Origin of the sequence: Clostridium estertheticum subsp. estertheticum (assembly GCF_001877035.1) — a bacterium.
GTDB classification, from domain to species: Bacteria; Bacillota; Clostridia; order Clostridiales; family Clostridiaceae; genus Clostridium_AD; species Clostridium_AD estertheticum.
Genome location: NZ_CP015756.1, coordinates 2,232,049 through 2,255,686 on the forward strand (window position 1 = coordinate 2,232,049; position 23,638 = coordinate 2,255,686).

21 protein-coding genes and 3 pseudogenes are annotated in these 23,638 nt (G+C 32.6%); 17 read left to right on the plus strand and 7 right to left on the minus strand.

Annotated elements, in window-relative coordinates; genetic code table 11:
* Positions 1 to 22: 22 nt before the first annotated feature.
* The 5 genes from A7L45_RS10270 to A7L45_RS10290 all read left to right on the plus strand — a co-directional run bounded on the left by A7L45_RS10270 (position 23) and on the right by A7L45_RS10290 (position 5,106).
* Entirely contained in the window at positions 23 to 901 is an 879-nt protein-coding gene (locus A7L45_RS10270; RefSeq protein WP_071612678.1) for a branched-chain amino acid ABC transporter permease, read from the plus strand.
* Between the two features lie 9 nt (positions 902 to 910).
* Positions 911 to 1,876, plus strand: coding sequence for a branched-chain amino acid ABC transporter permease (locus A7L45_RS10275; protein ID WP_071612679.1), 966 nt, complete (start codon positions 911 to 913; stop codon positions 1,874 to 1,876).
* Positions 1,854 to 2,627 (plus strand): ABC transporter ATP-binding protein, encoded by a 774-nt coding sequence (locus tag A7L45_RS10280; RefSeq protein ID WP_071612680.1) that lies wholly within the window; start codon positions 1,854 to 1,856, stop codon positions 2,625 to 2,627. The genes A7L45_RS10275 and A7L45_RS10280 overlap by 23 nt, the downstream gene beginning before the upstream one ends.
* Positions 2,620 to 3,324, plus strand: a complete 705-nt coding sequence (locus A7L45_RS10285) for an ABC transporter ATP-binding protein (RefSeq protein WP_071612681.1) — start codon at positions 2,620 to 2,622, stop codon at positions 3,322 to 3,324. The genes A7L45_RS10280 and A7L45_RS10285 overlap by 8 nt, the downstream gene beginning before the upstream one ends.
* A 210-nt stretch (positions 3,325 to 3,534) precedes the next feature.
* Positions 3,535 to 5,106 (plus strand): TFIIB-type zinc finger domain-containing protein, encoded by a 1,572-nt coding sequence (locus tag A7L45_RS10290; RefSeq protein WP_071612682.1) that lies wholly within the window; start codon positions 3,535 to 3,537, stop codon positions 5,104 to 5,106.
* Between the two features lie 69 nt (positions 5,107 to 5,175).
* On the opposite strand, the gene msrB is transcribed toward A7L45_RS10290, so the two are convergent.
* Complete coding sequence (msrB, locus tag A7L45_RS10295; RefSeq protein WP_071612683.1) at positions 5,176 to 5,631, minus strand: peptide-methionine (R)-S-oxide reductase MsrB; 456 nt, start codon at positions 5,629 to 5,631, stop codon at positions 5,176 to 5,178.
* Between the two features lie 339 nt (positions 5,632 to 5,970).
* Between msrB and A7L45_RS10300 the strand changes: the two genes are divergently transcribed.
* Positions 5,971 to 7,137, plus strand: coding sequence for an amidohydrolase (locus tag A7L45_RS10300; protein WP_071612684.1), 1,167 nt, complete (start codon positions 5,971 to 5,973; stop codon positions 7,135 to 7,137).
* 98 nt (positions 7,138 to 7,235) lie between these two features.
* Here A7L45_RS10300 and A7L45_RS24275 read toward each other — a convergent pair.
* From A7L45_RS24275 to gdhA, 5 genes and pseudogenes are all read right to left on the minus strand, one after another.
* Positions 7,236 to 7,364: pseudogene (locus tag A7L45_RS24275) on the minus strand (methionine biosynthesis PLP-dependent protein); the annotation flags it as partial.
* A 5-nt stretch (positions 7,365 to 7,369) separates the two neighbouring features.
* The gene (locus tag A7L45_RS10310) at positions 7,370 to 8,113 is read right to left on the minus strand and encodes an amino acid ABC transporter ATP-binding protein (RefSeq protein ID WP_071612685.1); all 744 of its coding nucleotides are present in this window, start codon (positions 8,111 to 8,113) and stop codon (positions 7,370 to 7,372) included.
* A gap of 13 nt (positions 8,114 to 8,126) precedes the next feature.
* Positions 8,127 to 8,810 (minus strand): amino acid ABC transporter permease, encoded by a 684-nt coding sequence (locus A7L45_RS10315; RefSeq protein ID WP_071612686.1) that lies wholly within the window; start codon positions 8,808 to 8,810, stop codon positions 8,127 to 8,129.
* 12 nt (positions 8,811 to 8,822) lie between these two features.
* The gene (locus tag A7L45_RS10320) at positions 8,823 to 9,614 is read right to left on the minus strand and encodes an amino acid ABC transporter substrate-binding protein (RefSeq protein ID WP_071612687.1); all 792 of its coding nucleotides are present in this window, start codon (positions 9,612 to 9,614) and stop codon (positions 8,823 to 8,825) included.
* Between the two features lie 198 nt (positions 9,615 to 9,812).
* The gene (gdhA, locus tag A7L45_RS10325; RefSeq protein ID WP_071612688.1) at positions 9,813 to 11,150 is read right to left on the minus strand and encodes an NADP-specific glutamate dehydrogenase; all 1,338 of its coding nucleotides are present in this window, start codon (positions 11,148 to 11,150) and stop codon (positions 9,813 to 9,815) included.
* A 673-nt stretch (positions 11,151 to 11,823) separates the two neighbouring features.
* Here gdhA and A7L45_RS10330 point away from each other — a divergent pair.
* The 11 genes and pseudogenes from A7L45_RS10330 to A7L45_RS10390 all read left to right on the plus strand — a co-directional run bounded on the left by A7L45_RS10330 (position 11,824) and on the right by A7L45_RS10390 (position 21,980).
* Positions 11,824 to 13,059, plus strand: coding sequence for an ammonium transporter (locus A7L45_RS10330; RefSeq protein WP_071612689.1), 1,236 nt, complete (start codon positions 11,824 to 11,826; stop codon positions 13,057 to 13,059).
* Positions 13,060 to 13,081: 22 nt separating this feature from the next.
* The gene (locus A7L45_RS10335; protein WP_071612690.1) at positions 13,082 to 13,444 is read left to right on the plus strand and encodes a P-II family nitrogen regulator; all 363 of its coding nucleotides are present in this window, start codon (positions 13,082 to 13,084) and stop codon (positions 13,442 to 13,444) included.
* 62 nt (positions 13,445 to 13,506) lie between these two features.
* Positions 13,507 to 14,035, plus strand: a pseudogene (locus tag A7L45_RS10345) (hypothetical protein); the annotation flags it as partial.
* 32 nt (positions 14,036 to 14,067) lie between these two features.
* Positions 14,068 to 14,430 (plus strand): P-II family nitrogen regulator, encoded by a 363-nt coding sequence (locus A7L45_RS10350; RefSeq protein ID WP_071612693.1) that lies wholly within the window; start codon positions 14,068 to 14,070, stop codon positions 14,428 to 14,430.
* 35 nt (positions 14,431 to 14,465) lie between these two features.
* A complete protein-coding gene (locus A7L45_RS10355) occupies positions 14,466 to 15,368 on the plus strand; it encodes a fumarylacetoacetate hydrolase family protein (RefSeq protein ID WP_071612694.1) in 903 nt (300 codons plus the stop codon).
* A gap of 715 nt (positions 15,369 to 16,083) precedes the next feature.
* On the plus strand, positions 16,084 to 16,761 hold the full coding sequence (locus A7L45_RS10365) for an amino acid ABC transporter permease (RefSeq protein WP_071612696.1): 678 nt from the start codon (positions 16,084 to 16,086) through the stop codon (positions 16,759 to 16,761).
* Positions 16,730 to 17,407, plus strand: a complete 678-nt coding sequence (locus A7L45_RS10370; RefSeq protein ID WP_071612697.1) for an amino acid ABC transporter permease — start codon at positions 16,730 to 16,732, stop codon at positions 17,405 to 17,407. The genes A7L45_RS10365 and A7L45_RS10370 overlap by 32 nt, the downstream gene beginning before the upstream one ends.
* Positions 17,408 to 17,418: 11 nt before the next feature.
* On the plus strand, positions 17,419 to 18,165 hold the full coding sequence (locus A7L45_RS10375) for an amino acid ABC transporter ATP-binding protein (RefSeq protein ID WP_071612698.1): 747 nt from the start codon (positions 17,419 to 17,421) through the stop codon (positions 18,163 to 18,165).
* Positions 18,166 to 18,204: 39 nt separating this feature from the next.
* Complete coding sequence (locus A7L45_RS10380) at positions 18,205 to 19,074, plus strand: cysteine ABC transporter substrate-binding protein (RefSeq protein WP_071612699.1); 870 nt, start codon at positions 18,205 to 18,207, stop codon at positions 19,072 to 19,074.
* A 102-nt stretch (positions 19,075 to 19,176) separates the two neighbouring features.
* Positions 19,177 to 19,512 (plus strand): annotated as a pseudogene (locus A7L45_RS10385) (pyridoxal-phosphate dependent enzyme); the annotation flags it as partial.
* 434 nt (positions 19,513 to 19,946) lie between these two features.
* Positions 19,947 to 21,980 (plus strand): alpha-amylase family glycosyl hydrolase, encoded by a 2,034-nt coding sequence (locus A7L45_RS10390; RefSeq protein ID WP_071612701.1) that lies wholly within the window; start codon positions 19,947 to 19,949, stop codon positions 21,978 to 21,980.
* A 222-nt stretch (positions 21,981 to 22,202) separates the two neighbouring features.
* Here the strand turns inward: A7L45_RS10390 and A7L45_RS10395 are convergent, their stop codons facing one another.
* Complete coding sequence (locus tag A7L45_RS10395; protein ID WP_071612702.1) at positions 22,203 to 23,636, minus strand: glutamate synthase subunit beta; 1,434 nt, start codon at positions 23,634 to 23,636, stop codon at positions 22,203 to 22,205.
* Between the last annotated feature and the right edge of the window lie 2 nt (positions 23,637 to 23,638).

Genomic DNA, 23,638 nt, shown 5'->3' on the forward strand with positions numbered 1-23,638 from the left:
ATGAGAAATGGAGGAAAAATAAATGGAATTTTTACAGCAGATTATTAATGGCTTATCATTAGGTTTTGTGTATGCATTAATTGCAATTGGTTATACAATGGTATATGGAATAATCGGACTTATAAATTTTGCGCATGGTGATGTTTTTATGGTTGGAGGATATTTTGGATTTTTCGCTGCAACTATGCTACATTTAAGTTTTATACCTACATTATTAATAGCAATGGGTGGAGCGGCATTAACAGGTGTGGTTGTTGAAAAAATAGCATACAAACCTTTAAGAAATTCACCGAAATTATCTATATTAATAACAGCTATTGCAATGTCAGTACTACTTGAGAATTTAGTAAGACTTAAGATGACTACTGATCCACAAACATATCCAGAGACTCTTTTGCCGTCAAAGGTAATACATTTCCTTGGCTTAAGCATTGATAATCGTCAACTTATAATTATAGGAATGTCAATTTTGCTTGTAGTAATACTTCAATTTATAGTTTTCAAAACTAAAACTGGTAAAGCAATGAGAGCGACTTCTTTTGATAAGGATGCGGCGGCACTTATGGGTATTAATGTGGATTCTGTTATATCTATAACATTTGCAATTGGTTCAGCGCTCGCAGGAGCTGCAGGTGTACTATTTGGAATTTTGTATTCGAGTATAGATCCATACATGGGTATAATGCCGGGGCTAAAAGCTTTCGTTGCAGCAGTTCTCGGTGGAATTGGTATAATCCCAGGTGCTCTATGGGGTGGACTAATAATGGGACTAGTTGAAACGTTTAGTAAAGTATATATATCATCTAGTTACTCAGATGCGATTGCATTTTCAATCCTTATTATTATTTTAATTGTTAAGCCTTCTGGACTTCTTGGTAAGAAAACCAGAGAGAAAGTGTAGGTGATAAAAATGAAAAAAGAATTTAGAAATACTATTATTTTACTTGTTATTGGAGTCATCTTGTTTTTTATTTTATCATTTCTAATGGATACTGAAATGTTAAATAGATATTATGGAAGAATAGTAATATTAATTTGTATAAATGTTATTCTTGCAGTAAGTTTAAATCTTATTATAGGAATTACAGGACAGTTAACGCTAGGACATGCAGGGTTTATGTCTATTGGGGCATACGCAGCAGCAATGGCTACAATTCAATTAAATATGCCGTTTCCTATAGCGCTTCTTCTTGGTGGTGTAGTTGCTGGGTTAATTGGATATCTTATTGGTCTTCCTACTTTAAGTTTAAAAGGAGATTATCTTGCTATAACTACTTTAGGTTTTGGAGAAATAATAAGAGTTGTTATAACAAATATGGATAAGCTTGGAGGCGGGCGTGGACTTTCGGGAATACCACCTAAAACTACTTTTGCTTGGGTATTTTTTATAATGGTCTTTACCATTTTTATAATTTACAATATAGCACGTTCTTCGCAAGGTAGGGCTATGATGTCAGTTCGCGAAGATGAAATAGCCGCAGAAGCTATGGGGATTAATACTACAAAGTATAAGATTATGGCTTTTGTTATCGGGTCCTTCTTCGCAGGTATTGCAGGTGGATTATTTTCACATTATCTAATGTATATTAAGCCAGAACAATTTGGTTTCTTAAAATCAGTAGATTTAGTTACTTACGTAGTTATGGGTGGAATGGGAAGTTTAACCGGTAGTGTATTATCAACAGGTATACTAACAGTTCTTCCAGAAGGGCTAAGATTCCTAAACGATTATAGGATGATTATTTATCCACTAGCACTTATAATTATTATGAGATTTAGACCTCAAGGTCTAATGGGTACAAAAGAATTATCTATGAAAATATTTGATAAATTTTCAAAAGGAAGTGATAAAGATGCAGCTTTTAAAGGTAAATGATCTTACAATTAAGTTTGGTGGGCTAACAGCTGTTTCTGATTTCGCACTTAACCTTTCAGAGCATGATCTTGTAGGTTTGATTGGACCTAATGGAGCTGGAAAGACTACAATTTTTAATATGTTGACAGGTGTTTATGCCCCAACATCTGGAACTATAGAATTTAATGGAGAATTTATACAAGGCATAAAACCTTATGATATTACTAAAAAAAGAATTGCTAGAACATTTCAAAATATAAGATTATTTAAAGATTTAACAGTTCTTGATAATGTGAAGATATCATTTAATTATAATGTTAAATATAATTTATTTCATTCAATATTAAGGCTTCCAAAGTTTAAAAAGGAAGAAGCTGAAATTGAAGAGAAAGCACTTGAGATTCTTAAGGTGTTTAAGCTTGATGGTAAAAGAAATGAGCTTGCATGTAATCTTCCCTATGGAGAGCAACGAAGACTTGAAATAGCAAGAGCTCTTGCAGCTGAACCTAAATTATTGTTGCTCGATGAACCGGCAGCTGGTATGAATCCACAAGAAACTCATGAACTGATGGGGCTCATAAATTGGGTAAGAGATGAATTTAAAATAGCTATATTACTAATTGAGCATGATATGAAACTGGTTATGGGAGTATGTGAGCGAATAATAGTTGTAGATTACGGTAAGGTAATAGCGCAGGGGACGCCTGATGAAATAAAGAATAACCCTAAGGTAATTGAGGCATACCTTGGAGAGGAGGTAACTGATGCTTAAAATTGATGGGTTAAATGTAAATTATGGCGCAATACATGCATTACATGATATTAGCATACACGTGAAGAAAGGCGAAATAGTTACACTTATAGGTGCTAATGGAGCTGGAAAAACTTCAATATTAAGAGCTATTTCAGGACTTATTCCTATAAAGTCAGGAAGTGTTTTATTTGAAGGCAAACCAATTCATACCACTGCTGCTTATAAACTTTCAAAGCTAGGTATTGCACATGTACCTGAGGGAAGAAGAATATTTGCAAATATGTCAGTTATGGAAAATCTTGAACTTGGAGCTTATATTAGAAAAGATAAAAGAGATATAGCAAAAGATTATGAGATGGTTTTTGACAAGTTTCCAAGGCTTAAAGAAAGAATAAAGCAAATGGCTGGAACATTAAGTGGTGGAGAACAGCAAATGCTAGCTATGGGAAGAGCCCTTATGGTAAGACCAAGAATATTGCTGTTAGATGAACCATCTATGGGACTTGCACCACTTGTAGTAAGAAATATATTCTCTATAATAGAAGAAATAAATAAGTCAGGAACTACAGTTTTACTTGTAGAACAAAATGCTCATATGGCACTATCGATTGCACATAAAGCATATGTTTTAGAAACCGGGAAAATAGTTTTAGAAGGTAGCGCGAAAGAATTATTAACTAATGATTCTGTAAGAAGTGCATATCTTGGCGAGTAAGATTCTTTATACTAAGATGTTGATACTATGGTTATTCACTCACTCCTATTTTGGAGTGAGTTTTTGTTTGCCTAAGAATAAAAAGATGTTAAGAATATGTTTGAATATAGGAAGCATTCAAGTTATAATGTAATATGTAAACAAGCTATATTATATTAAAGATGACATTTTGTTTGTTTTTAGACTTATATTAATATTTGGAGGTAACAAATGCGTTGCGACAGCTGTAATAATGAATTTAGTAATATTAATGGATTAAAATTTTGTCCATATTGTGGAGAGCAAATAGATGGAAAAATAGAAATGCAAGGTGAAAAGATTCTTAATAATAAGGATGGAGAAAATAAAGCTAAACCAACATTAAATGAGAAGAAAGAGCAAGATACCTCAGCAATGCCTGTAATATCAGATAAGGATATAAGAAAGTATAAAAGAGATAAAATTTTTGCTTGGGTTAAGAAAACATTTATACATAAGAAAGTAATTATACCTATGATAGCAATTATTTCTGTAATTATAGTATCAGTATTTGCATACTCATTTTTTATTGTTAGACCTATTGATGATGCCAGAATAAAGGCAGACCTGATAGGATCAGTTGTAACACTTCCCAAGGGTACAGTAATAAAAATAAATAAAGATAACATGAAAAGTTTCATTATAAGCAATCGGAATACGCAGAAGAGTAAAGATGAGATGAAAGTAGCATTAACTCTAAATAATGATGCTCTTGAGGCAAAGGTTTTGGTATCAGTAGTTTATCTTAAAGAAGGCAAAAATGAATGGAAAACTAATGGCAAACCAGTAACTCTTAATATTACTTCAGTGAAACCAGTGGTGGGAATAAATGACAAAATATTTTTAGCCAAATTAAAAGGATTAAAAATGACTATTGGGAATACACAGGAAGCATTAAATGGACAAAATGTTAAAAAGCTTGGTATAACATTAAGGACACCAGATTTTCAAAATGGAAAAGAAGAAATTTTAGTGGAAACCACTATAGATAGTGGACTTCTTAGGGCCACGGGGAAAATAAAGTGTAGTCTTGTTTTTGAGGATGAAACATGGAGTGTTAATTCTATAGATGCAAATAGTTCTGATGATTTTAAGTTAACACTATCACCAAATTTTTCAGATGAAAAAGCTATTCAAATTATAAAAAAGCAAGGTCTTGCGGAAACGGTATCCTATTCTGATATTTTCGGAGGCAAAGGATTTACTGTAAAGGATGGGTATACTAAGAACATTAATATATCTGGAAAAATGTTTAATGAAAAGAAAGGAACACTAAATCTTATTGCTAAGAGGGAAAATATAGCAGGTGAAATAAAGTCAGTATTATCGACTAATTATACTTTCTCGATATCTTTAAGCGATATAGCTTTATTAAATGGGTCAGAAACTACAGTTGATAGTGCAGTGATAAGCAATATTCCGGAGTCGTTAATTATACCCTCTATTACTAATGGTGAAATTGAAGGAAGTAATCTACTTTTCTGGTGGTCTAATAATCACAAGGTAACAGGGGAAGAAGCGAAGACTTTTAAAACTGATAAGACATTATCTACAAAGGGTTTAAAAAATATAAAATATGTTTATGGAAATATTACGTATAAAGATGATAAAAATAATAAAAGTAAAGATAGGAGCGTTTCTATTGTAGCAGTTTATTTTTTAGTTTATGATGATTCTAGTGGATACAATTGGAAATTAAATAAACTAATTAGTGAAGACTCACCTAATTACAAAACATATATTAATTTAAAAGATGGTTTATAATAACAAAATTAGCCTAAAGCAAATGCTTTAGGCTAATTTTACTTGTACGCCCATCATGGGCGAAATCATTCATTTCTTAAATATTTTCAAATAATCTTCATAACCGGCATCTTTGAGTTTGTGAACTGGTATAAATTTTAATGATGCACTATTTATGCAATATCTTAATCCACCTTCAGCACGAGGACCATCATTGAAAACATGACCTAGATGGCTGTCAGCATAAGAACTTCTTACTTCTGTCCTCATCATTCCAAGGGTCATATCTTTCTTTTCTTTAACATTCTTATTATCAACAGGTTTAGTAAAACTAGGCCATCCACAGCCTGAGTCAAATTTATCAAGAGATGTAAATAATGCTTCGCCACTATTAACATCTACATATATTCCTTCTTCTTTGTTGTTCCAAAATTCATTGTCAAAAGATCTTTCAGTTGCATTTTCCTGAGTTACTTCAAACTGAATTTGTGTTAGTTCTTTTTTTAACTGTTCTTTATTTTTTTTAGTGTATGTTTTTTTATCCATAACAAGAGCCTCCTTAAAATATATATATCTAAATAATTATATATATATATAAAGCTTAACCATTTTACAGAATTTAAGCAAGTTTTACATAGTAATAATGTTCGTATCACTTGAATCATCTAAATTTACGGATTTAGGGAGATTATAGTAAGAACTAATGGTAGGTTAAAATATGTGACTCCTATTAAATGTATATAACTAATAAATAGTTATGTACATTTGGGGGGTTTATTTTATAGAGTATGATACATATACTTTTTTAAAAAAAAGCAAAGAAAGTTCTATTAGTAGTATATAATGATAATACAGATTTTAAAAAAAATTAAGGGGTATAATATTATGGGAAATGAAAAATTATCAGAGAATATCAATAATTTAGAGAAAAAACTTATAGAGGTACGTCATAACTTCCATAAACATCCAGAGTTATCTAATGAAGAATTTGAAACAACTAAAACATTACGTAAGTTACTAAATGAGGCTCAAATTCGTATACTTAAATTACCACTAAAAACAGGACTAGTTGCAGAAATAACAGGAGATAGGGAAGGACCAATTATAGCCATTCGTGGAGATATTGACGCACTACCTATTATTGAGGAGACGGAGTTAGAATATAAATCACAAGTTAGTGGTAAAATGCATGCATGTGGTCATGATTTTCATGCAAGTGTTATTTTAGGTGCAGCTTATTTATTAAAGCAACAAGAATCAACACTAGAAGGAACAGTAAGGATTATATTTCAGCCAGCTGAAGAGCTAGGACACGGTGCGGAAGATGTATTAGCAAGCGGAGCATTATCTAATGTAGCTGCAATTTTTGGACTCCATAGCGCACCAGAGTTAGAATTGGGAAGCTTTGGAACAAAGGTGGGAGCCATGACTGCAGCCGTAGATCGTTTTGAAATTGAAATTGAGGGCATTGGTACTCATGCGTCATCTCCAGAAAAGGGAATAGATCCAATTATTGTTGCAGCTCATATAATTACATCGCTCCAGACGATTGTTAGTCGAAGTGTTAGCACCTTTGATCAAGTACTTATTAGTGTTACTCATATTGAAAGTGGTAACACATGGAATGTAATTCCAAATAAGGCTTATATTGAAGGAACAGTGAGAACTGTTAATGCTAATATGCGTGAGTTTGTTCCAAGCAAAATGAGACAAATAATTAAAGGTGTGGCTGACTCATTTGGAGCAACTGCTGAGCTTAAATGGTATAGTGGACCACCAGCAACAAATAACACGAAAGATTGGACAGAGGTTGCATTAGAAGTTGCACAAAAGCAAGGATATGTTATTAGAAAACTTCCGGATACACTAATTGGTGAAGATTTTGCTTTTTACCAAGAGAAAATACCTGGTGCATTTGTAAAAATTGGTACAGGTGTGTCATACTCACTTCATCATCCTAAATTTAAGGTAGATGATGCTGCACTTTTACCAGCTGCCAATTATTTTTCGGAACTTGCTAAGCGCGCTTTGGTAATACTTAAAGAAAAATAATTTAACAAATATATCAACAAAAAACACATTCCTATGTTTTATAGGAATGTGTTTTTGCTATTATAAAATTATAATTCTAATGCTCTTTTTAAATCGTCTACTATATCAGAAACGATTTTTGTGTTTGAGTTGTGTCTGCCCATCCTTAAAGCTAAAGTTTTAATAACTCGTATTAATAAGAAGGAATCAAATGATAATAAAACTCCAGCTGTTGAATTTTGTATAAATTATATTAATTAAAATCTAAACTTAAAAATTGTTTTATTCGTTCGTTACTTGTGTTAGTTAATAATTCCTCTGGAGTTCCATTATCAAGGATAATGCCGTTATCCATAAATATTATATTGTCGCCTACATCTCTTGCAAAATTCATATTATGAGTAACGACTACCATGGTCATACCTTCAAGAGATAAACCCTTCATAACTTTAAGCACCTCGGCTGCAAGCTCAGGATCTAGTGCAGAAGTTGGTTCGTCAAATAACAACACTGATGGCTCGATTGCCATAGCACGTGCTATAGCAACTCTTTGTTGTTGCCCACCTGAGAGTTCATGAGGGTAACTATCAGCCTTATCTAAAAGTCCAACTTTATCTAGAAGGTTAAGTGCTTTATCATGTGCAGCTTTTTTAGGCTGCTTAAGCACAGTAGTGAGTCCCTCCATGATGTTTGCAATTACAGTCATGTGAGGAAATAAATGAAAACCTTGAAATACCATTCCTGTATTGCGTCTGAGTTTTAATATTTCTTTATCGGTTGGTTCTTTATTTTCGCCAAATATCAATTCGTTATCCCCAATGCTTATGGTTCCTTTATTAGGAACTTCTAATAAATTAAGGCACCTAAGAAGTGTGGTTTTACCTGAACCAGAAGGGCCTATTACAATTGTTGTTTCTCCCTTTTTTATTTTTAAATCTATACCTTTTAATATCTCATTATTGCCAAAACTTTTGTGTAAATCTTTTATACTAATCATGAAATTCCTCCAATTACCTAGCTACATATCTTTCAAGTTTTTTCTCTATTCTTTGCTGAATTATAGTTAATATTGTACAAAACATCAGATAAATAAAAGCTACCTCACAATACAATACAAGTGGCTCATATGTTGTTGCTGTTATTTGTTGTGCAATTTGGAACATTTCAGCTAAAGTAATAGCAGCTGCAAGTGATGTATCTTTAATGAGACTTATAAAGGAGTTTGACAGTGGAGGTACAGATACTCTAGCTGCCTGTGGCAAAATTATACGAAGGAGCGATTGAGTATGAGTCATACCAATTGAACTTGCAGCTTCCCATTGACCCTTAGGTATTGATAAAATGGAAGCTCTAATTACTTCTGAATTATAAGCCCCCACGTTTAATGTAAAACCTATAATTGCTGCAGGGAGTGGTCCTATTGTTATACCGGCTGCTGGTAATCCATAAAATAATATAAATAATTGTACGAGAAGAGGAGTTCCTCTTATTATCCAAACATATAAACTTGATATTATGTTTAGTAATTTATATTTTGATATACGAGCAAGAGCCGTTACCATAGCTAAAATTGAACCAAGCAAGAAGGAAATCACAGCTACTGGAATTGTAAACTTCACACCTGCTACTAATAAAGGAAAAAAAGAATCTTTAACTATGCCGAGTATTCTTAGTGTATCTGCGTCTAAATTCATTTTATCACCCTTTTATTTTGATACATCGCTGCCAAAATATTTATTTGAAATTTTTGAGTAAGTGCCATCTGATTTCATGTCAGCTAATGCTTTATTAACTGCGGTTACTAATTCTTTATTTCCTTTATTGAACATAAATCCGCTAGGTTGTGCATTTCCTTTTTGATCAACAATTTTTATAGCAAGGTTTGGTTTTTGTTTTTTTAGATCAAGGTAAGATAAACTGTCATTAACTGTTGCATCTACTCTTTTAGAAACTAAAAGATCGATTGACTGGTTAAAGCCATCAACTGCTTGGAGAACCGCGCCATTAGCTTTTGCAATTTTGCCTAAGTCACTAGTTAATGATTGAGCAGATTTCTTGCCCTTTAAATCAGCGAATTTTTTTATAGTATTATCGGAACTATTTACTATTAGAACAGCTTTCGAAACTATATACGAGGTTGAGAAATCGTATTTTAGTTTTCTATCTGAATTGATTCCAACTTCATTCGCTATCATGTCAAATCTCTTTGCACCTAACCCGGCAAGCATACCGTCCCACTTTGTTTCTACAAATTCGGGTTTAACTCCAAGACGTTTGGATACTTCCGTTGCAATTTCAACATCAAATCCAGTCAATTTTCCTGATTTATCATGGAAAGTATATGGTGCATAAGTACCCTCAGTACCAATTTGTATTTTTCCTTCATTCTTTATTGTTTCTAACAAATTTTTTGAAGTAGTAGTTTTACTGGTACCGCATCCTACAAGACCTACTGATGCTACTAATAAAGTGGTAATTAATATAGATAATTTTTTCATTTATTTCCCCCTTGAAGTAATCCTACTGTTTTAGTAAGGTATTGAATTAATAATACCATAATTAATCCGTTGTTGTCAATATACGTTCGAAATTAAAAAAGTGGCTTAAAAAAACAACTAAAATAAAGGGTGACCAGTTGCCATCCCTTATTTTAGTTCATTCTGTGAAACTATTTTTTAAAGGGATAATAGCAAATATTAATATGCTATTCCCTCAGAATACATAGCATCAGCTACTTTAATGAATCCTGCTATATTAGCACCGGCAAGTAAATTACCTTCAAATCCATATTCTTTTGCAGCACTACTTGCTTTAATATAAATATCTGACATTATAGCCTTTAATTTATTATCAACTTCTTCAAATGTCCATGAGTATCTTATGCTGTTTTGTGACATCTCAAGTGCTGAGGTAGCAACACCGCCTGCATTAACTGCTTTAGCAGGTCCGAAAAGGATCTTGCTTTTTAAGAATACACTAATTGCTTCTGAAGTGGAAGGCATATTTGCTCCTTCTCCAACTGCTATACATCCATTCGCTACAAGAGTTTTTGCAGATGATTCATTTATTTCATTCTGAGTAGCACAAGGAAGTGCGATATCACACTTTATTTTCCAAATTCCTGAGCAACCTTCATGATATTCTGCAGTAGGATGGTATTTAACATATTCACTTATTCTTTCTCTATTAACTTCTTTAATTTTTTTAACTGTATCTAGTTTAATTCCAGTAGGATCATATATGTATCCATTTGAATCACTTAATGCAACTACATTTGCTCCTAGCTGTATAGCTTTTTCAGCTCCGTATATTGCAACATTACCTGAACCAGAAATTACAACTGTTTTATTTTTAAAGGAATTTTTTGTAGCTTTAAGCATTTCTTCAACAAAGTAACACATGCCATATCCGGTGGCTTCTGTACGAGCAAGACTTCCACCATAAGATAGTCCCTTACCAGTTAATACACCTGTAAATTCATTTCTAAGCCTTTTATATTGACCATACATAAAACCAATTTCTCTGCCGCCAACACCAATATCACCAGCAGGAACGTCTGTATCAGCTCCAATATGTTTTGAAAGCTCAGTCATAAAACTCTGACAAAATCTCATTATTTCTCTATCAGATTTTCCCTTAGGATCAAAATCACTTCCACCCTTGCCACCACCAATTGGTAGACCAGTTAAGGAGTTTTTAAAAGTTTGTTCAAATCCAAGAAACTTAATAATGCTAAGGTTAACTGAAGGGTGAAGCCTTAAACCACCTTTGTAAGGTCCAATAGCACTATTGAATTGGACACGAAAACCTCTGTTTACATTTACTGCTCCCTTATCATCTATCCAGGAAACTCTAAATATAATTTGTCTTTCAGGCTCTACAATTCTATCAAATATACCAGCTTCCATCCATTCAGGGTGAGCTGCAGCAACTGGCTCTAGTGATTCTAGTATTTCTTTTACAGCCTGTTGAAATTCTGGTTCGTTTGGGTTTTTCTTAATAACTTGTTGAGTTAAACTTGATAATAAACTCATTTTATGCCTCCTCAAATATAATAAAAAAATATATGTTGAATTTTAAAATTAATATTTATCAATATGTACAATTTTATAAAAATTGCATTTATCTATTATATATCCTACCATTTATAGAACGGTTTTTCAACTTTTTAAAAGCTAGTTTTGCTAATGATGAGCAGTGGTAAGGACTTGGGGTGATATGCTACACCATAACAAATTAGTCAAGAGTGGTTTTTATTAAATAAATTTTGCAAATAAACTGAAACCTATTAATCTAATATAACTAACAAGGTTGTGATAATTTATTTGAGGAGGTTGGTTTTATATGTTAAATAAAGCATAAATCCATATTGAAGTTTATGTACAAGTGGATATATGATTATTCCAGAAGGAATTCCGTATAAAATGAATTAATTTCAATAATGACATGCAAAAACGAAGCTTTTTAAATTAAATTAAATATATAAATGTGAATGTTTACATTCGAATTTATATGTTGTTTTTGCGTTAATACGCCTAGAAATGACATATTTTTAATGAAAAAATAGAATTAACAGAATATTAAAATACTTGACTTATGTTTCAAAAGTTAGTAAAATGATTTCTAACGGTAAGCAAAAATTCATTGTGACTACAATACGAATTTTTAAAAGCTAGGAATAATAATATTTAATTAGGGGGAATTTTTATGAACGCAATAAATACGACAGATACGTCATTTATGATTTTTGCAACGGTATTAGTAATGTTAATGACACCGGGCCTTGCTTTATTTTATGGTGGAATGGTGAGAAGGAAAAATGTACTTAGTACTACAGTACACAGTTATACAGCAATGGTAATTGTATCACTTCAATGGGTTTTAATTGGTTATACTTTATGTTTCGGAAAAGATTTTGCTGGTTTTGTTGGTAATTTTCAGTTTCTTGGATTGCATGGTGTAGGCTTTCTTCCAAATGCAGACTATGCAACTACGATACCACAATCAGTATTTATGTTATTTCAGTTAATGTTTGCAATAATTACACCGGCTTTAATTTCAGGAGCAATTGCTGGAAGAATGAAATTTCTTGCATTTGCAGTATTCATCTTAGTATGGACAACATTAGTTTATGATCCAATTGCACACTGGGTATGGGGTGCAGGTGGATGGCTTAGAAATTTAGGAGCGCTAGATTTTGCAGGTGGAAATGTAGTTCATATAAGTTCAGGTATATCTGCACTTGTTGTAGCACTTGTAATAGGAAAGAGAAAAAAATTTAAATCAATTACTCCACACAATCTTCCTATGACACTTCTTGGAGCAGGGATTTTGTGGTTTGGATGGTTTGGATTTAATGCAGGAAGCGCACTCGCAGTAAATGGTGTAGCACTTAATGCATTTATTACAACTAATACATCTGCTGCGGCGTCTGCATTAGCTTGGTGTACATGTGAGTTAATTATTAGAAAGAAAGTTACATCGCTTGGACTCGCAAGCGGTATAGTTGTAGGACTTGTAGCAATAACACCTGGTGCAGGTTTTGTAAGTCCGATGTCTTCCATATTGATAGGTGGAATAGGCGGCATAATATGTTACTTTAGCGTAACTGTAGTTAAACAAAAATTTGGATATGATGATGCATTAGATGCTTTTGGTTGTCATGGAATTGGAGGAATTTGGGGAGGAATAGCTACTGGTATTTTTGCTTCAAAGGCTATAAATTCTGCCGGTGCAAATGGGTTGATTCATGGTAATATTAAATTGCTTGGAATTCAAATAATAGCAATTGTAGCAACGATTGCATACTCAGCAATAATGACATTTATAATATTGAAGGTATTAGGTGTATTTATGAGCTTAAGAGTAACAGCAGATGAAGAAAATGATGGATTAGATATTTCTCAACATGGTGAGGAAGCTTATGGTGGGATAGATATTTAATAAATAAAGAGGGGGTACTATTATGGAAGAAAAATTTTCAAAAATAGATATTATTACATCTTCAAGCAAATTTGAGGAATTGAAGGAAGCATTAAACGCAATTGGCATAAGCGGTATGACTGTGTCAAATGTTCTAGGATGTGGAATCCAAAAGGGTCACAAAGAATTTTATCGAGGACTTGCTTTAGATATTAATCTTTTACCAAAATTGAAAGTAGAAATAATAGTGTGTGATATTCCTGTGGACTTGGTTGTGGAAACAGCACAAAAAGTACTGCACACAGGGAAAATGGGTGATGGAAAAATATTTGTTTATGATGTGAAAAACATTATAAGAATCAGTAATGGTGCTGAAGGACGAGATGCCCTTCGGTATAATAAATAATTACATCTATAATTAAAGACTAGCAGACCAACTTAATTGCATTAAGTTGGTCTGCTTTTTAGTTGTTTCAGCTTAGGTTTGCAATAATTACTCCTAATATAATTTTAGGAGCAATTGCTGAGAGAATGAAATTTTTCGTTTTTACAGTATTCATTTTACTATGGTCAATAATGGTTTACGATCCAATTGCACACTGGGTATGGGGTGCTGGTGGATGGCTTAAAAATCTAGGAGTATTAGATTTTGCAGGGGGATATGTTGTTGAAAGTAAGTTCGGGTATTTCAGCACTCGTTGCAGCACTAGTAATAGGCGGAATTGGAGGCATTTGGGGAGGACTAGCTACTGGTATTTTTGCTTCAAAAGCTATAAATTCTGCTGGCGCAAATGGATTAATATATGGTAATATTAATTTAGTAGGAATTCAACTGATTGCAATTGTAGCGATTATTGCATACTCAGCAATAATGACATTTATAATATTAAAAGTTATAAGTATATTTATGAGTTTAAGAGTAACAAGTGAAGAAGAAATGGAAGGACTAGATGTTTCACTACATGGAGAAGAAGCTTACGGTGGAATAGATATTTAATGAAACAAGTTAAAGTAAAAGGGGGTACCGATATGGAAGAAAAATTTTCAAAGATAGATATTATTACATCATCGAGTAAATTTGATGAATTGAAAGACGCTTTAAACGAAATTGGTATTAGTGGAATGACTGTATCTAACGTTTTAGGATGTGGTATGCAAAAGGGTCATAAAGAATTTTATCGTGGGCTTGCATTAGACATTAATCTTCTACCTAAAATAAAAGTAGAAGTAATAGTTTGCGATATTCCTGTAGAATTAGTTGTAGAAACTGCAAAGAAGGTACTTCATACAGGGAAAATGGGTGATGGAAAAATATTTGTTTATGATGTTAAAAATATTATAAGAATCAGCAATGGGGCTGAAGGTCGAGATGCCCTAAGGTATAATAAATAATTTAATATTGCAACTCTGCAGGAGATGACTTAATTATGAAATTTGTTACGTATATTAACAAAAGTAAGGAAAGCGTAGGAATTATTATTGGACAAAAGGTTATATATATCAATGAAATATACAATTCATTAGGTAAAGCTAGTGTTAGTTCTATGACTGAACTAATAGAAAGTTTTGAAGGAAATACAGTTGAGAAAATTAAAAATGCTATTAGTAGTAACAATTTTAATTATGTATCATTAAATTCAATTAAATTACTTGCGCCAATACCAAATCCCAAAAGAAATATATTTTGCCTTGGCAAAAATTATGTAGATCATGTAAAAGAAATTAAAAAAACCAAAATATCAGGTACTGGTATTCCAGAATACCCTATATATTTTACTAAAGTAGCATCACCTGCAATTGGAAGTGGTGATTTTATTAAATTTTCTTCAAAAGTTACAACTCAAGTAGATTATGAAGTAGAACTCGCAGTAGTAATTGGAAAAGAAGGAACTGATATTAAACCAGAGAATGTACAAGAATACATTTTTGGCTACACTATAGTTAATGATGTTTCAGCTAGAGATTTGCAAGGAAAGCACACTCAGTGGTTTAAAGGGAAAAGTTTAGACACATTTTGCCCTATGGGACCATGTTTAGTTCATAAAAGTGAAATTAAATTCCCAGTAGAGCTAAATATAACATGTTGCGTTAATGATGAATTAAGGCAAAACTCCAACACAAGAAATTTAATTTTTGATATACCATATATTATTAGTGATTTGTCAAAAGGGCTTACTTTAAAGCCCGGTGATATAATTAGTACAGGCACTCCAAGTGGTGTTGGTCTAGGATTTGATCCACCTAAGGTTTTGAAAAATGAAGATATCGTAGAATGTTATATTGAGAATATAGGCAAATTAGTTAATAAAGTAATCGTTATTAATGGATAGACAAAAAAATTAAAAATATTAAGTTAAAGGCATACTTTTGTTTAAAAAGTATGCCTTTAACTGAGTGTATTAAACATATTACCTGTATTATTTTATTTCAGCTAGGCCGTTTTCTTTTAAAACTTTATTTAGCTGGTCCGGGTCCTATATATCCAATATAAATAGCTCCTGCAAAAAGTGCCTCTACTTCTGCTGGCCCTGCATTAAATAGTTTCCAATACTTGATCCTATAGCCTTTTGAAAAGTACCTTGGTCGCGGCCTACAAGCGGTTGTGCGTGGGTTATGTTTGGAAAATATCCAACTCTAACATTAACAGCCTCACCTTTTGGTTCTTTTGATGAGCAGCCTGAAAATGTCCCAATAATTGATATACCTAGTAATAATGCGATTGAAAATTTGAAAACTTTTGAATTTTTTATTTGGTCCCCATTATTTAATTATTTCATAATCCCAGTATTGAAGTATGTTTAATATGATATGTAATAATTAATATATTAGTTCCTAGGGAAGAACAGGTAATTGATAATATAATAGAATTTATAGAAAAACAACTTTAATTAAGCTATTGACAAATTTATCAAATGTTAATATAATATAAAGTATTCCTACATGAATTGTAGGAATACTTTTAAAGATAAACATATTAAGAAATATGAATTTTATGTAAATAACAAAAAATATTTAAGTCAAATGCTATAAGAAGGTGATATGTAGATGAGTATTGATTGGGAATTTGTAATTAGCAGTTTGCCTTTATATGAAAAGGCTGCATGGATTACTTTAAAGTTAGCTTTTGGAGGGATACTTATATCAGTAGTTATTGGTCTTTTGTGTTGTGCAATACTATACTTCAAAGTTAAGGGTATGGAGATTATTGTTAAGGCATATATAGAACTATCAAGGAATACTCCACTACTGGTGCAGATATTTTTTCTGTATTATGGTCTTCCAAAGTTAGGTTTAAAGATGAGTGCGAATACTTGTGCAATAATTGGATTAGCATTTTTAGGGGGGAGTTACATGGCTGAGGCTTTTAGGGGTGGAATAGAAGCTGTGAGTAAGTCACAGATAGAATCTGGCCTTAGCATAGCACTTTCCAAGTTTCAGTTAGCTAGATATGTGATAATTCCACAGGCATTTTCTGTGAGCTTACCTTCTCTTGGTGCAAATTGTATATTTTTATTAAAGGAGACATCTGTACTGGGAGCTATATCCATCTTGGATGTTATGAATGTAACGAAGGATTTAATAGGAATGTATTATAAAACTTTTGAATCTTTAGCAATGCTTGTGGTGGTTTATATTATTTTGATTTTGCCATTATCAATTTTATTATCTTGGCTAGAGAGGAAGGTGCGTTATGCAGAGTTTGGGAATCAGAGCAATCTTTGAAGGGAAAAACTTTGAGCGTTTGTTCGAAGGCTTATTTGTAACAGTTGAAATTGCTTTAATTTCAATAATTATAGCCTCTATTTTAGGTATAATTATTGGACTTAGTAGAACAACAAAATTTAAACCCATACTTATTATTAATCGCATTTATCTTGAATTATTTAGAGTAATACCTACACTTGTTTGGTTATTTATTTTCTATTTTGGAGTTGCTACAGCATTAAACGTAGATATTAGTGGCATTACAATCGCAATTATTGTTTTTAGTCTCTGGGGTGCGGCAGAAATGGGGGATATTGTACGTGGAGCATTGCAATCATTACCAAAACATCAGATTGAATCAGGAAAAGCTTTAGGATTAAGCTATTATAAACTTTATAGGTATGTTCTTATACCACAAGCCATAAGGAGAATGTTACCTGGTACTATTAATCTAGCTACAAGAATGGTTAAGACTACCTCACTTGTAGTTTTGATAGGGGTTATAGATGTAGTTAAGGTGGGACAACAGATTATAGAAAGTTCTCGTTTTAAATTCCCGACTGCTTCTTTTGGAGTTTATGGGTTTATATTTATATTGTACTTTCTAGTATGTTATCCATTATCTTATATATCAAAAAAGTTAGAAACTAAATGGAAAGATTAGGGGTGAAAATTATGGATAAGGACAATACTGTCTTGCTTCAAATACAGGATATTCATAAAAAATTTGATGATAAAGACGTATTAAAGGGTGTTACCCTCAGTCTACATAAGGGGGAAGTCCTAGTTGTTTTAGGACCATCAGGCTGTGGTAAAAGCACGCTACTAAGGTGCCTTAATGGTCTTGAGAAAATTCAAAGTGGTGATATAAAATTTAAAGATAAAAGTCTTATTAAAAAGGATATGAATTGGGAAGATATACGTTTAAAAATAGGAATGGTATTTCAAAATTATGAATTATTTCCACATATGACAGTTATAGAAAATATACTTCTTGGTCCTTTAAAAGTTCAGAAAAGGGATAAAGCAGAAGCACTAACACAGGCAGAACAACTTTTGTCTAGAGTTGGGTTGTTAGATAGAAAGGACTCATACCCGCGTCAGCTTTCAGGAGGTCAAAAGCAAAGAATAGCTATTGTAAGGGCCTTATGCATGAATCCAGAAATAATTCTCTTTGATGAGGTTACAGCCTCGCTTGACCCTGAAGTAGTAAGAGAAGTTTTAGATGTTATATTGGGACTTGCAAAGCAAGGTATGACTATGGTTATTGTAACTCATGAAATGGGGTTTGCCCGCTTAGTTGCTGATCGAATAGTATTTATGGATGATGGAATTATATGTGAAACTTCAGAGCCACAGGAATTTTTTGAAAGTCCAAAGACTGAACGTGCACAGCACTTTCTAAATATATTACAATATTAATTATTAATGATCAAATATTAATTAAGGGGACGATTAATTATGGGAAATGTTAAAAGAATTATTTTGGCTTTAGCTGTTACAACAATAGTAGTGGGGGGACTTGTGGGTTGCGGAAGTAATTCATCAAAGAAAAGCGGATCAACTGTTACAAATGATAGTTCTATTGCAGCAATCAAAAAACGTGGGACTATAAAAATTGGAGTATTTAGTGATAAGGCTCCATTTGGTTATGTGGATTCAAATGGAAAAAATCAAGGGTTTGATGTAGTTATTGCTAAAAGATTTGCAAAGGATCTTCTAGGCGATGAAACTAAAGTTCAATTTGTTTTGGTTGACGCAGCGAGTAGAGTAGCTTATCTTGAATCTAAAAAGGTTGATATAATAATGGCTAATTTTACAGTTACAGATGAAAGAAAACAAAAGGTTGATTTTGCAAATCCTTATATGAAGGTATCTCTTGGAATAGTAGCTCCTAACAGTGCTAAGATTACATCAATTGATCAGTTAAAAGGTAAAAAAGTTATAATAGCAAAAGGAACAACAGCAGAAACGTATCTTACAAAAACCTACCCTGATATACAATTACTTAAATTCGAACAATACTCGGAAATATTCCAGGCACTTAAAGATAAGCGTGGAGATGCTATTGTAAGTGATAATACAGAAGTTATTGCATGGGCTAAGGATAACCCAAAATTTAACGTTGGCGTACCATCACTTGGAGCAGAAGATACAATTGCTCCTGCAGTTGCTAAAGGAAATAATGAACTTAAAGATTGGATTAACACTGAACTTGTAACTATTGGCAAGGAGAAATTTGTACACAAAGCTTATGAATCAACATTAACACCTGTGTATGGAGCAAATTATGAAGAAAATATCGTAATTGAAGGTGGAAAGTTAAAGTAAGGATTAAAAGAAGGGGTGAATATTTTCGCAAAACTTGAGGGTGAGAACCCAGGTGGTAGCGTAAAAGATAGAGTTGGAGTTTACATGATTAAGGATGCAGAAGCAGGAAGTGGTGGAACATTTAGTGGTGTTATTAAATATTTAAAGGAAAAGAATGAAAATATAAAAGGTATATTAGTAGATACTTATGAATCAACCATAGGTGGTGGAGAGGAACATTGTTATGATATAGAAGGGATAGGAAATAATTTTGTTCCAACCACTATGGATTTGAACCTAGTTGAAAGTGTTATTAAAATTACTGATGATGAGGCTAAAGATAAGGTAAAGCTAATTGCTGTTCGTGAAGGATTATTTGTAGGCAGTTCTTCTGGAGCTGCGATAGCAGCTGCACTAAAACTCGCAGAAAATATATTTAAAAATATGAAGCAAAGCTAACACCTTTGCTTCATATTTTTTTTGAGGAAATATCATAAAGTTATTATAAATAACTTTATTTGGGCTGAAAGAATCCAGAATTAGTTTACATATCAAGGATTATGTAAACTAACTCTGAAATGTAAACCTATTTTAAATTAATGAATAATACTAACAAAATCAAGAAATAGCAAAATAAATATATTAAAAAACAAGTAAAGTATAGATAATATTAATATGTTCTAGTAATACTAATGATGAAAAAGATAAAATGTGAGTTTTTTACAGTTCGTTAAGGCTTTCTGTTGGAATAGAAGATATTGAAGATATACTCTTTTTAAGTTTTCTCATTTATTTTTAAAAAAACAAAGGATTTTGCAATATTTATTCGAATTTAATATATCAGTGATAATATAATTTATTTATAACAAATTATGAATGGGAAGTGATTTTTTATGGAAGATAATAAAAATGAACATATTAAAATAATAGATATTGATCCATACCTTAAACCATATGAAAGCGATATTAACCTTAGAATGAATTCTTATTCATCTTCTAAGAAAAGATTACTAGGTTGTAATCAAGACTTTAAATCTTTTGCAAATGGAGAATTATATTATGGCTTTCATTTAATGAAAAATGGTTGGATTTATAGAGAATGGGCCCCTAAAGCTGATGCTCTTTATTTAATTGGCGATTTTAATTATTGGGATCCTCATACACATCCATTGCAAAAAACAGAAAATGGAAATTGGGAAATTTTCTTACCAGGAGTACAATCTCTTAAACATATGTCACGTGTTAAGGTAAGAGTAGTAGCAAAGGGAAAATCAAGAGATAGAATTCCTCTTTATATTAAAAGAACAGTTCAGGATCATGATACTCATGATTTTGCAGGTCAAATTTGGCAGCCAGAGCATGCATTTATCTGGCAGGATAGTGACTTTCATATTGAAAGTACAAACCCATTATTTATATATGAAACTCATGTAGGTATGGCACAGGAAAAAGAGGGCATTGGTACTTTCAATGAATTTACAGAAAATATACTTCCAAGAATAAAGGCTGATGGTTATAATACATTGCAACTTATGGCAATTATGCAACATCCTTATTATGCATCTTTTGGTTATCAAGTATCCAATTTTTATGCTGTTTCCTCTTGGTTTGGTACACCAGATGATTTAAAAAAATTAATTAATACTGCTCACCAAATGGGAATTGCAGTGTTACTTGATTTAGTACATTCTCATTCAATTAAAAATATAGCTGAGGGTATTAATGAGTTTGACGGAACTGATTATCAATTCTTTCATACTGGTGTTAAAGGAAATCATCCAGCTTGGGGCACAAAGCTATTTAATTACGGAAAACCAGAGGTTATTCATTTTCTTTTATCAAATATTAAGTTTTGGCTAGAAGAATACCATTTTGATGGTTATCGATTTGATGGTGTGTCATCTATGTTATACCATCACCAAGGATTAGGAGTAGCATTTACAGATTACAGTAAATACTTTAGCATGGAGACGGATATAGAGGCAATTACATACCTTCAATTTGCAAATGATTTAATTAGGGAAGTTAATCCTACAGCGGTAACAATAGCTGAGGATATGAGTGGAATGCCAGGAATGTGTATACCGGTAAGCTTTGGTGGTCTGGGTTTTGATTATCGCTTATCTATGGGGGTACCTGATCTTTGGGTAAAAACGCTAAAAGAGTTACCTGATGAAAAATGGAGCATGAATCAATTATGGTATGAATTAACTAGTAGAAGGCCTATGGAGAAAAATATAGGGTATTCTGAATCACATGATCAGGCCCTTGTAGGTGATAAAACATTAATGTTTAGGCTGGCCGGTAAGGAAATGTATTCTCATATGCTTAAAGATGATGATAGCTTAATAATAAATCGTGCAATAGAAATTGATAAGCTTATTAAATTTATTACTATAACTTTAGGTGGAGAGGGTTATTTGAATTTTATGGGGAATGAATTTGGTCATCCTGAATGGATTGATTTTCCAAGAGAAGGTAACAATTGGAGTTATAAATATGCAAGAAGACAATGGAGTCTTATGGAAAACAAGGATCTCAAGTATGAGTACTTATCAAATTTTGATAGAGAAATGATAAACTTTATAAAATATAACAATGTTTTAGGTGCTAGTGACGTGCAAAATCTTTGGACTGATGAAAAATTTAAATTGCTTGCTTTAAAAAAGGGTGGATTCGTATTTCTATTTAACTTTAATCCGTCTTGCTCTTTTCCAAAATATGAGCTTCCAACTTCTGAGAATGGTGATTACAAGGTTGTTTTTAATAGTGATGAAGTTATGTTTGGCGGACAAAGCAGAATAGATATGAATTATATTTATCACACCAAAGTATTAAGGCATAAGGATAATAAGACAGGGGTTATAATAAACACACCAAGTAGAACTGTTCTAGTTTTAAAGAAAATAGACAATAATACACATTAATCATCTCCTTCGGAGCTGAAAATTAACGACTTCAGAATATTTATATTACCGCTGAAGTTTTGTTATTGATAGGGTAGTTAACTACCACGTATAGAAGTGGAAGCCTTTCCTTCTGAAATGTCGTTAAATATTAAAATAAATTATAAAAGGGGACGGAAGTCTAAAAAATCTCGTTAATCACGAGGATATTTTAGACTTCCGTCCCTAAGTTTTACCGTTTTTTTATCCTCTTAATGAGGTTTCTCCCATTAAGTATTCATCAATATTTTTAGTAACTAAACGACCCTCATATATTGCCCAAACAACTAGTGATTGACCTTTTTTCATGTCACCAGCAGCAAAAACGCCTTTAGTTTTGGTCATATAATTTTCATCTACAACTACATTACCACGATTGTCAAAGTCTAAATCCAAATCGGTAAGTAATCCTTCGTGTTGAGGATGAAGGAAACCCATAGCCAAAATAACTAAGTCAACTTTGAGCTCAAATTCTGAGCCAGGTATTTCAACCATTTGCATTCCTTTTTCAGTATGTGTCCATTCCACTCTAGTAGCATGGAGAGTATTAACAAAGCCATCTTCGCCAGTTAATTTTCTTGTTGTAACATTCCAATCACGATTACAACCTTCTTCATGTGAAGTTGTAGTTTTTAATGTTCTAGGATATGTTGGCCATGGCATTGAATCATCACGGTTGGTCGGAGGTTTTGGCATAATCTCATACTGATATACGCTCTTAGCTCCTTGCCTAATAGCTGTTCCGATGCAATCAGAACCTGTATCACCACCACCTAGAACTAGTACTACTTTGTCTTTAGCATTTATTTCGGTAGTTTCTATTTCTTTGCCTGAAACTCTTCTATTTTGTTGTTTTAGATAATCCATAGCAAAGTGTACACCGTTAAGATTACGTCCTTCAACTTTCAAATCACGAGGTATTGTACTTCCACCGGTTAAAGCTACAGCATCAAACTGCGCTAAAAGATCTTTTGCACTATAATCTACGCCAACATTTATGTTAGTTTTAAAGTTAACGCCTTCTTCTTTCATAAAATTAACACGTCTTTCAACTATACTTTTATCTAATTTAAAGTCTGGTATACCATACCTTAAAAGTCCGCCTATTTCATCGTCCCTCTCAAATACAGTTACATCATGTCCCACAGAATTAAGCTCAGCAGCAGCTGCAAGACCTGATGGACCTGAACCAATTACAGCAACCTTTTTACCCGTTCTTACTCTAGGTTCTTGTGGGTTTGTCCATCCTTCTTCAAATGCTTTTTCTATAATATTTAATTCTATTTCCTTTATTGCAATGGGATCTCTATTAACACCTAATGTACATGAACCTTCACAAGGGGCAGGGCAAATCCTGCCCGTGAATTCTGGAAAGTTATTTGTAAGAGTTAATCTGTCATATGCTTTTTCCCATTTCTCTTTATATACCATGTCATTCCAATCTGGAATTAAGTTCCCAAGTGGGCAGCCCCAGTTACAAAAAGGGACACCACACTCCATGCACCTTGCACCTTGCTGACGTAATTTATCAACTGGAAATTTTATGAATAATTCTTTAGAGTCCTTAACTCTATCTTTAACAGGGCGTTTTTTTGCAGTTTCTCTTTTGAATTCTCTGAAACCTTGCAATTTTCCCAAAT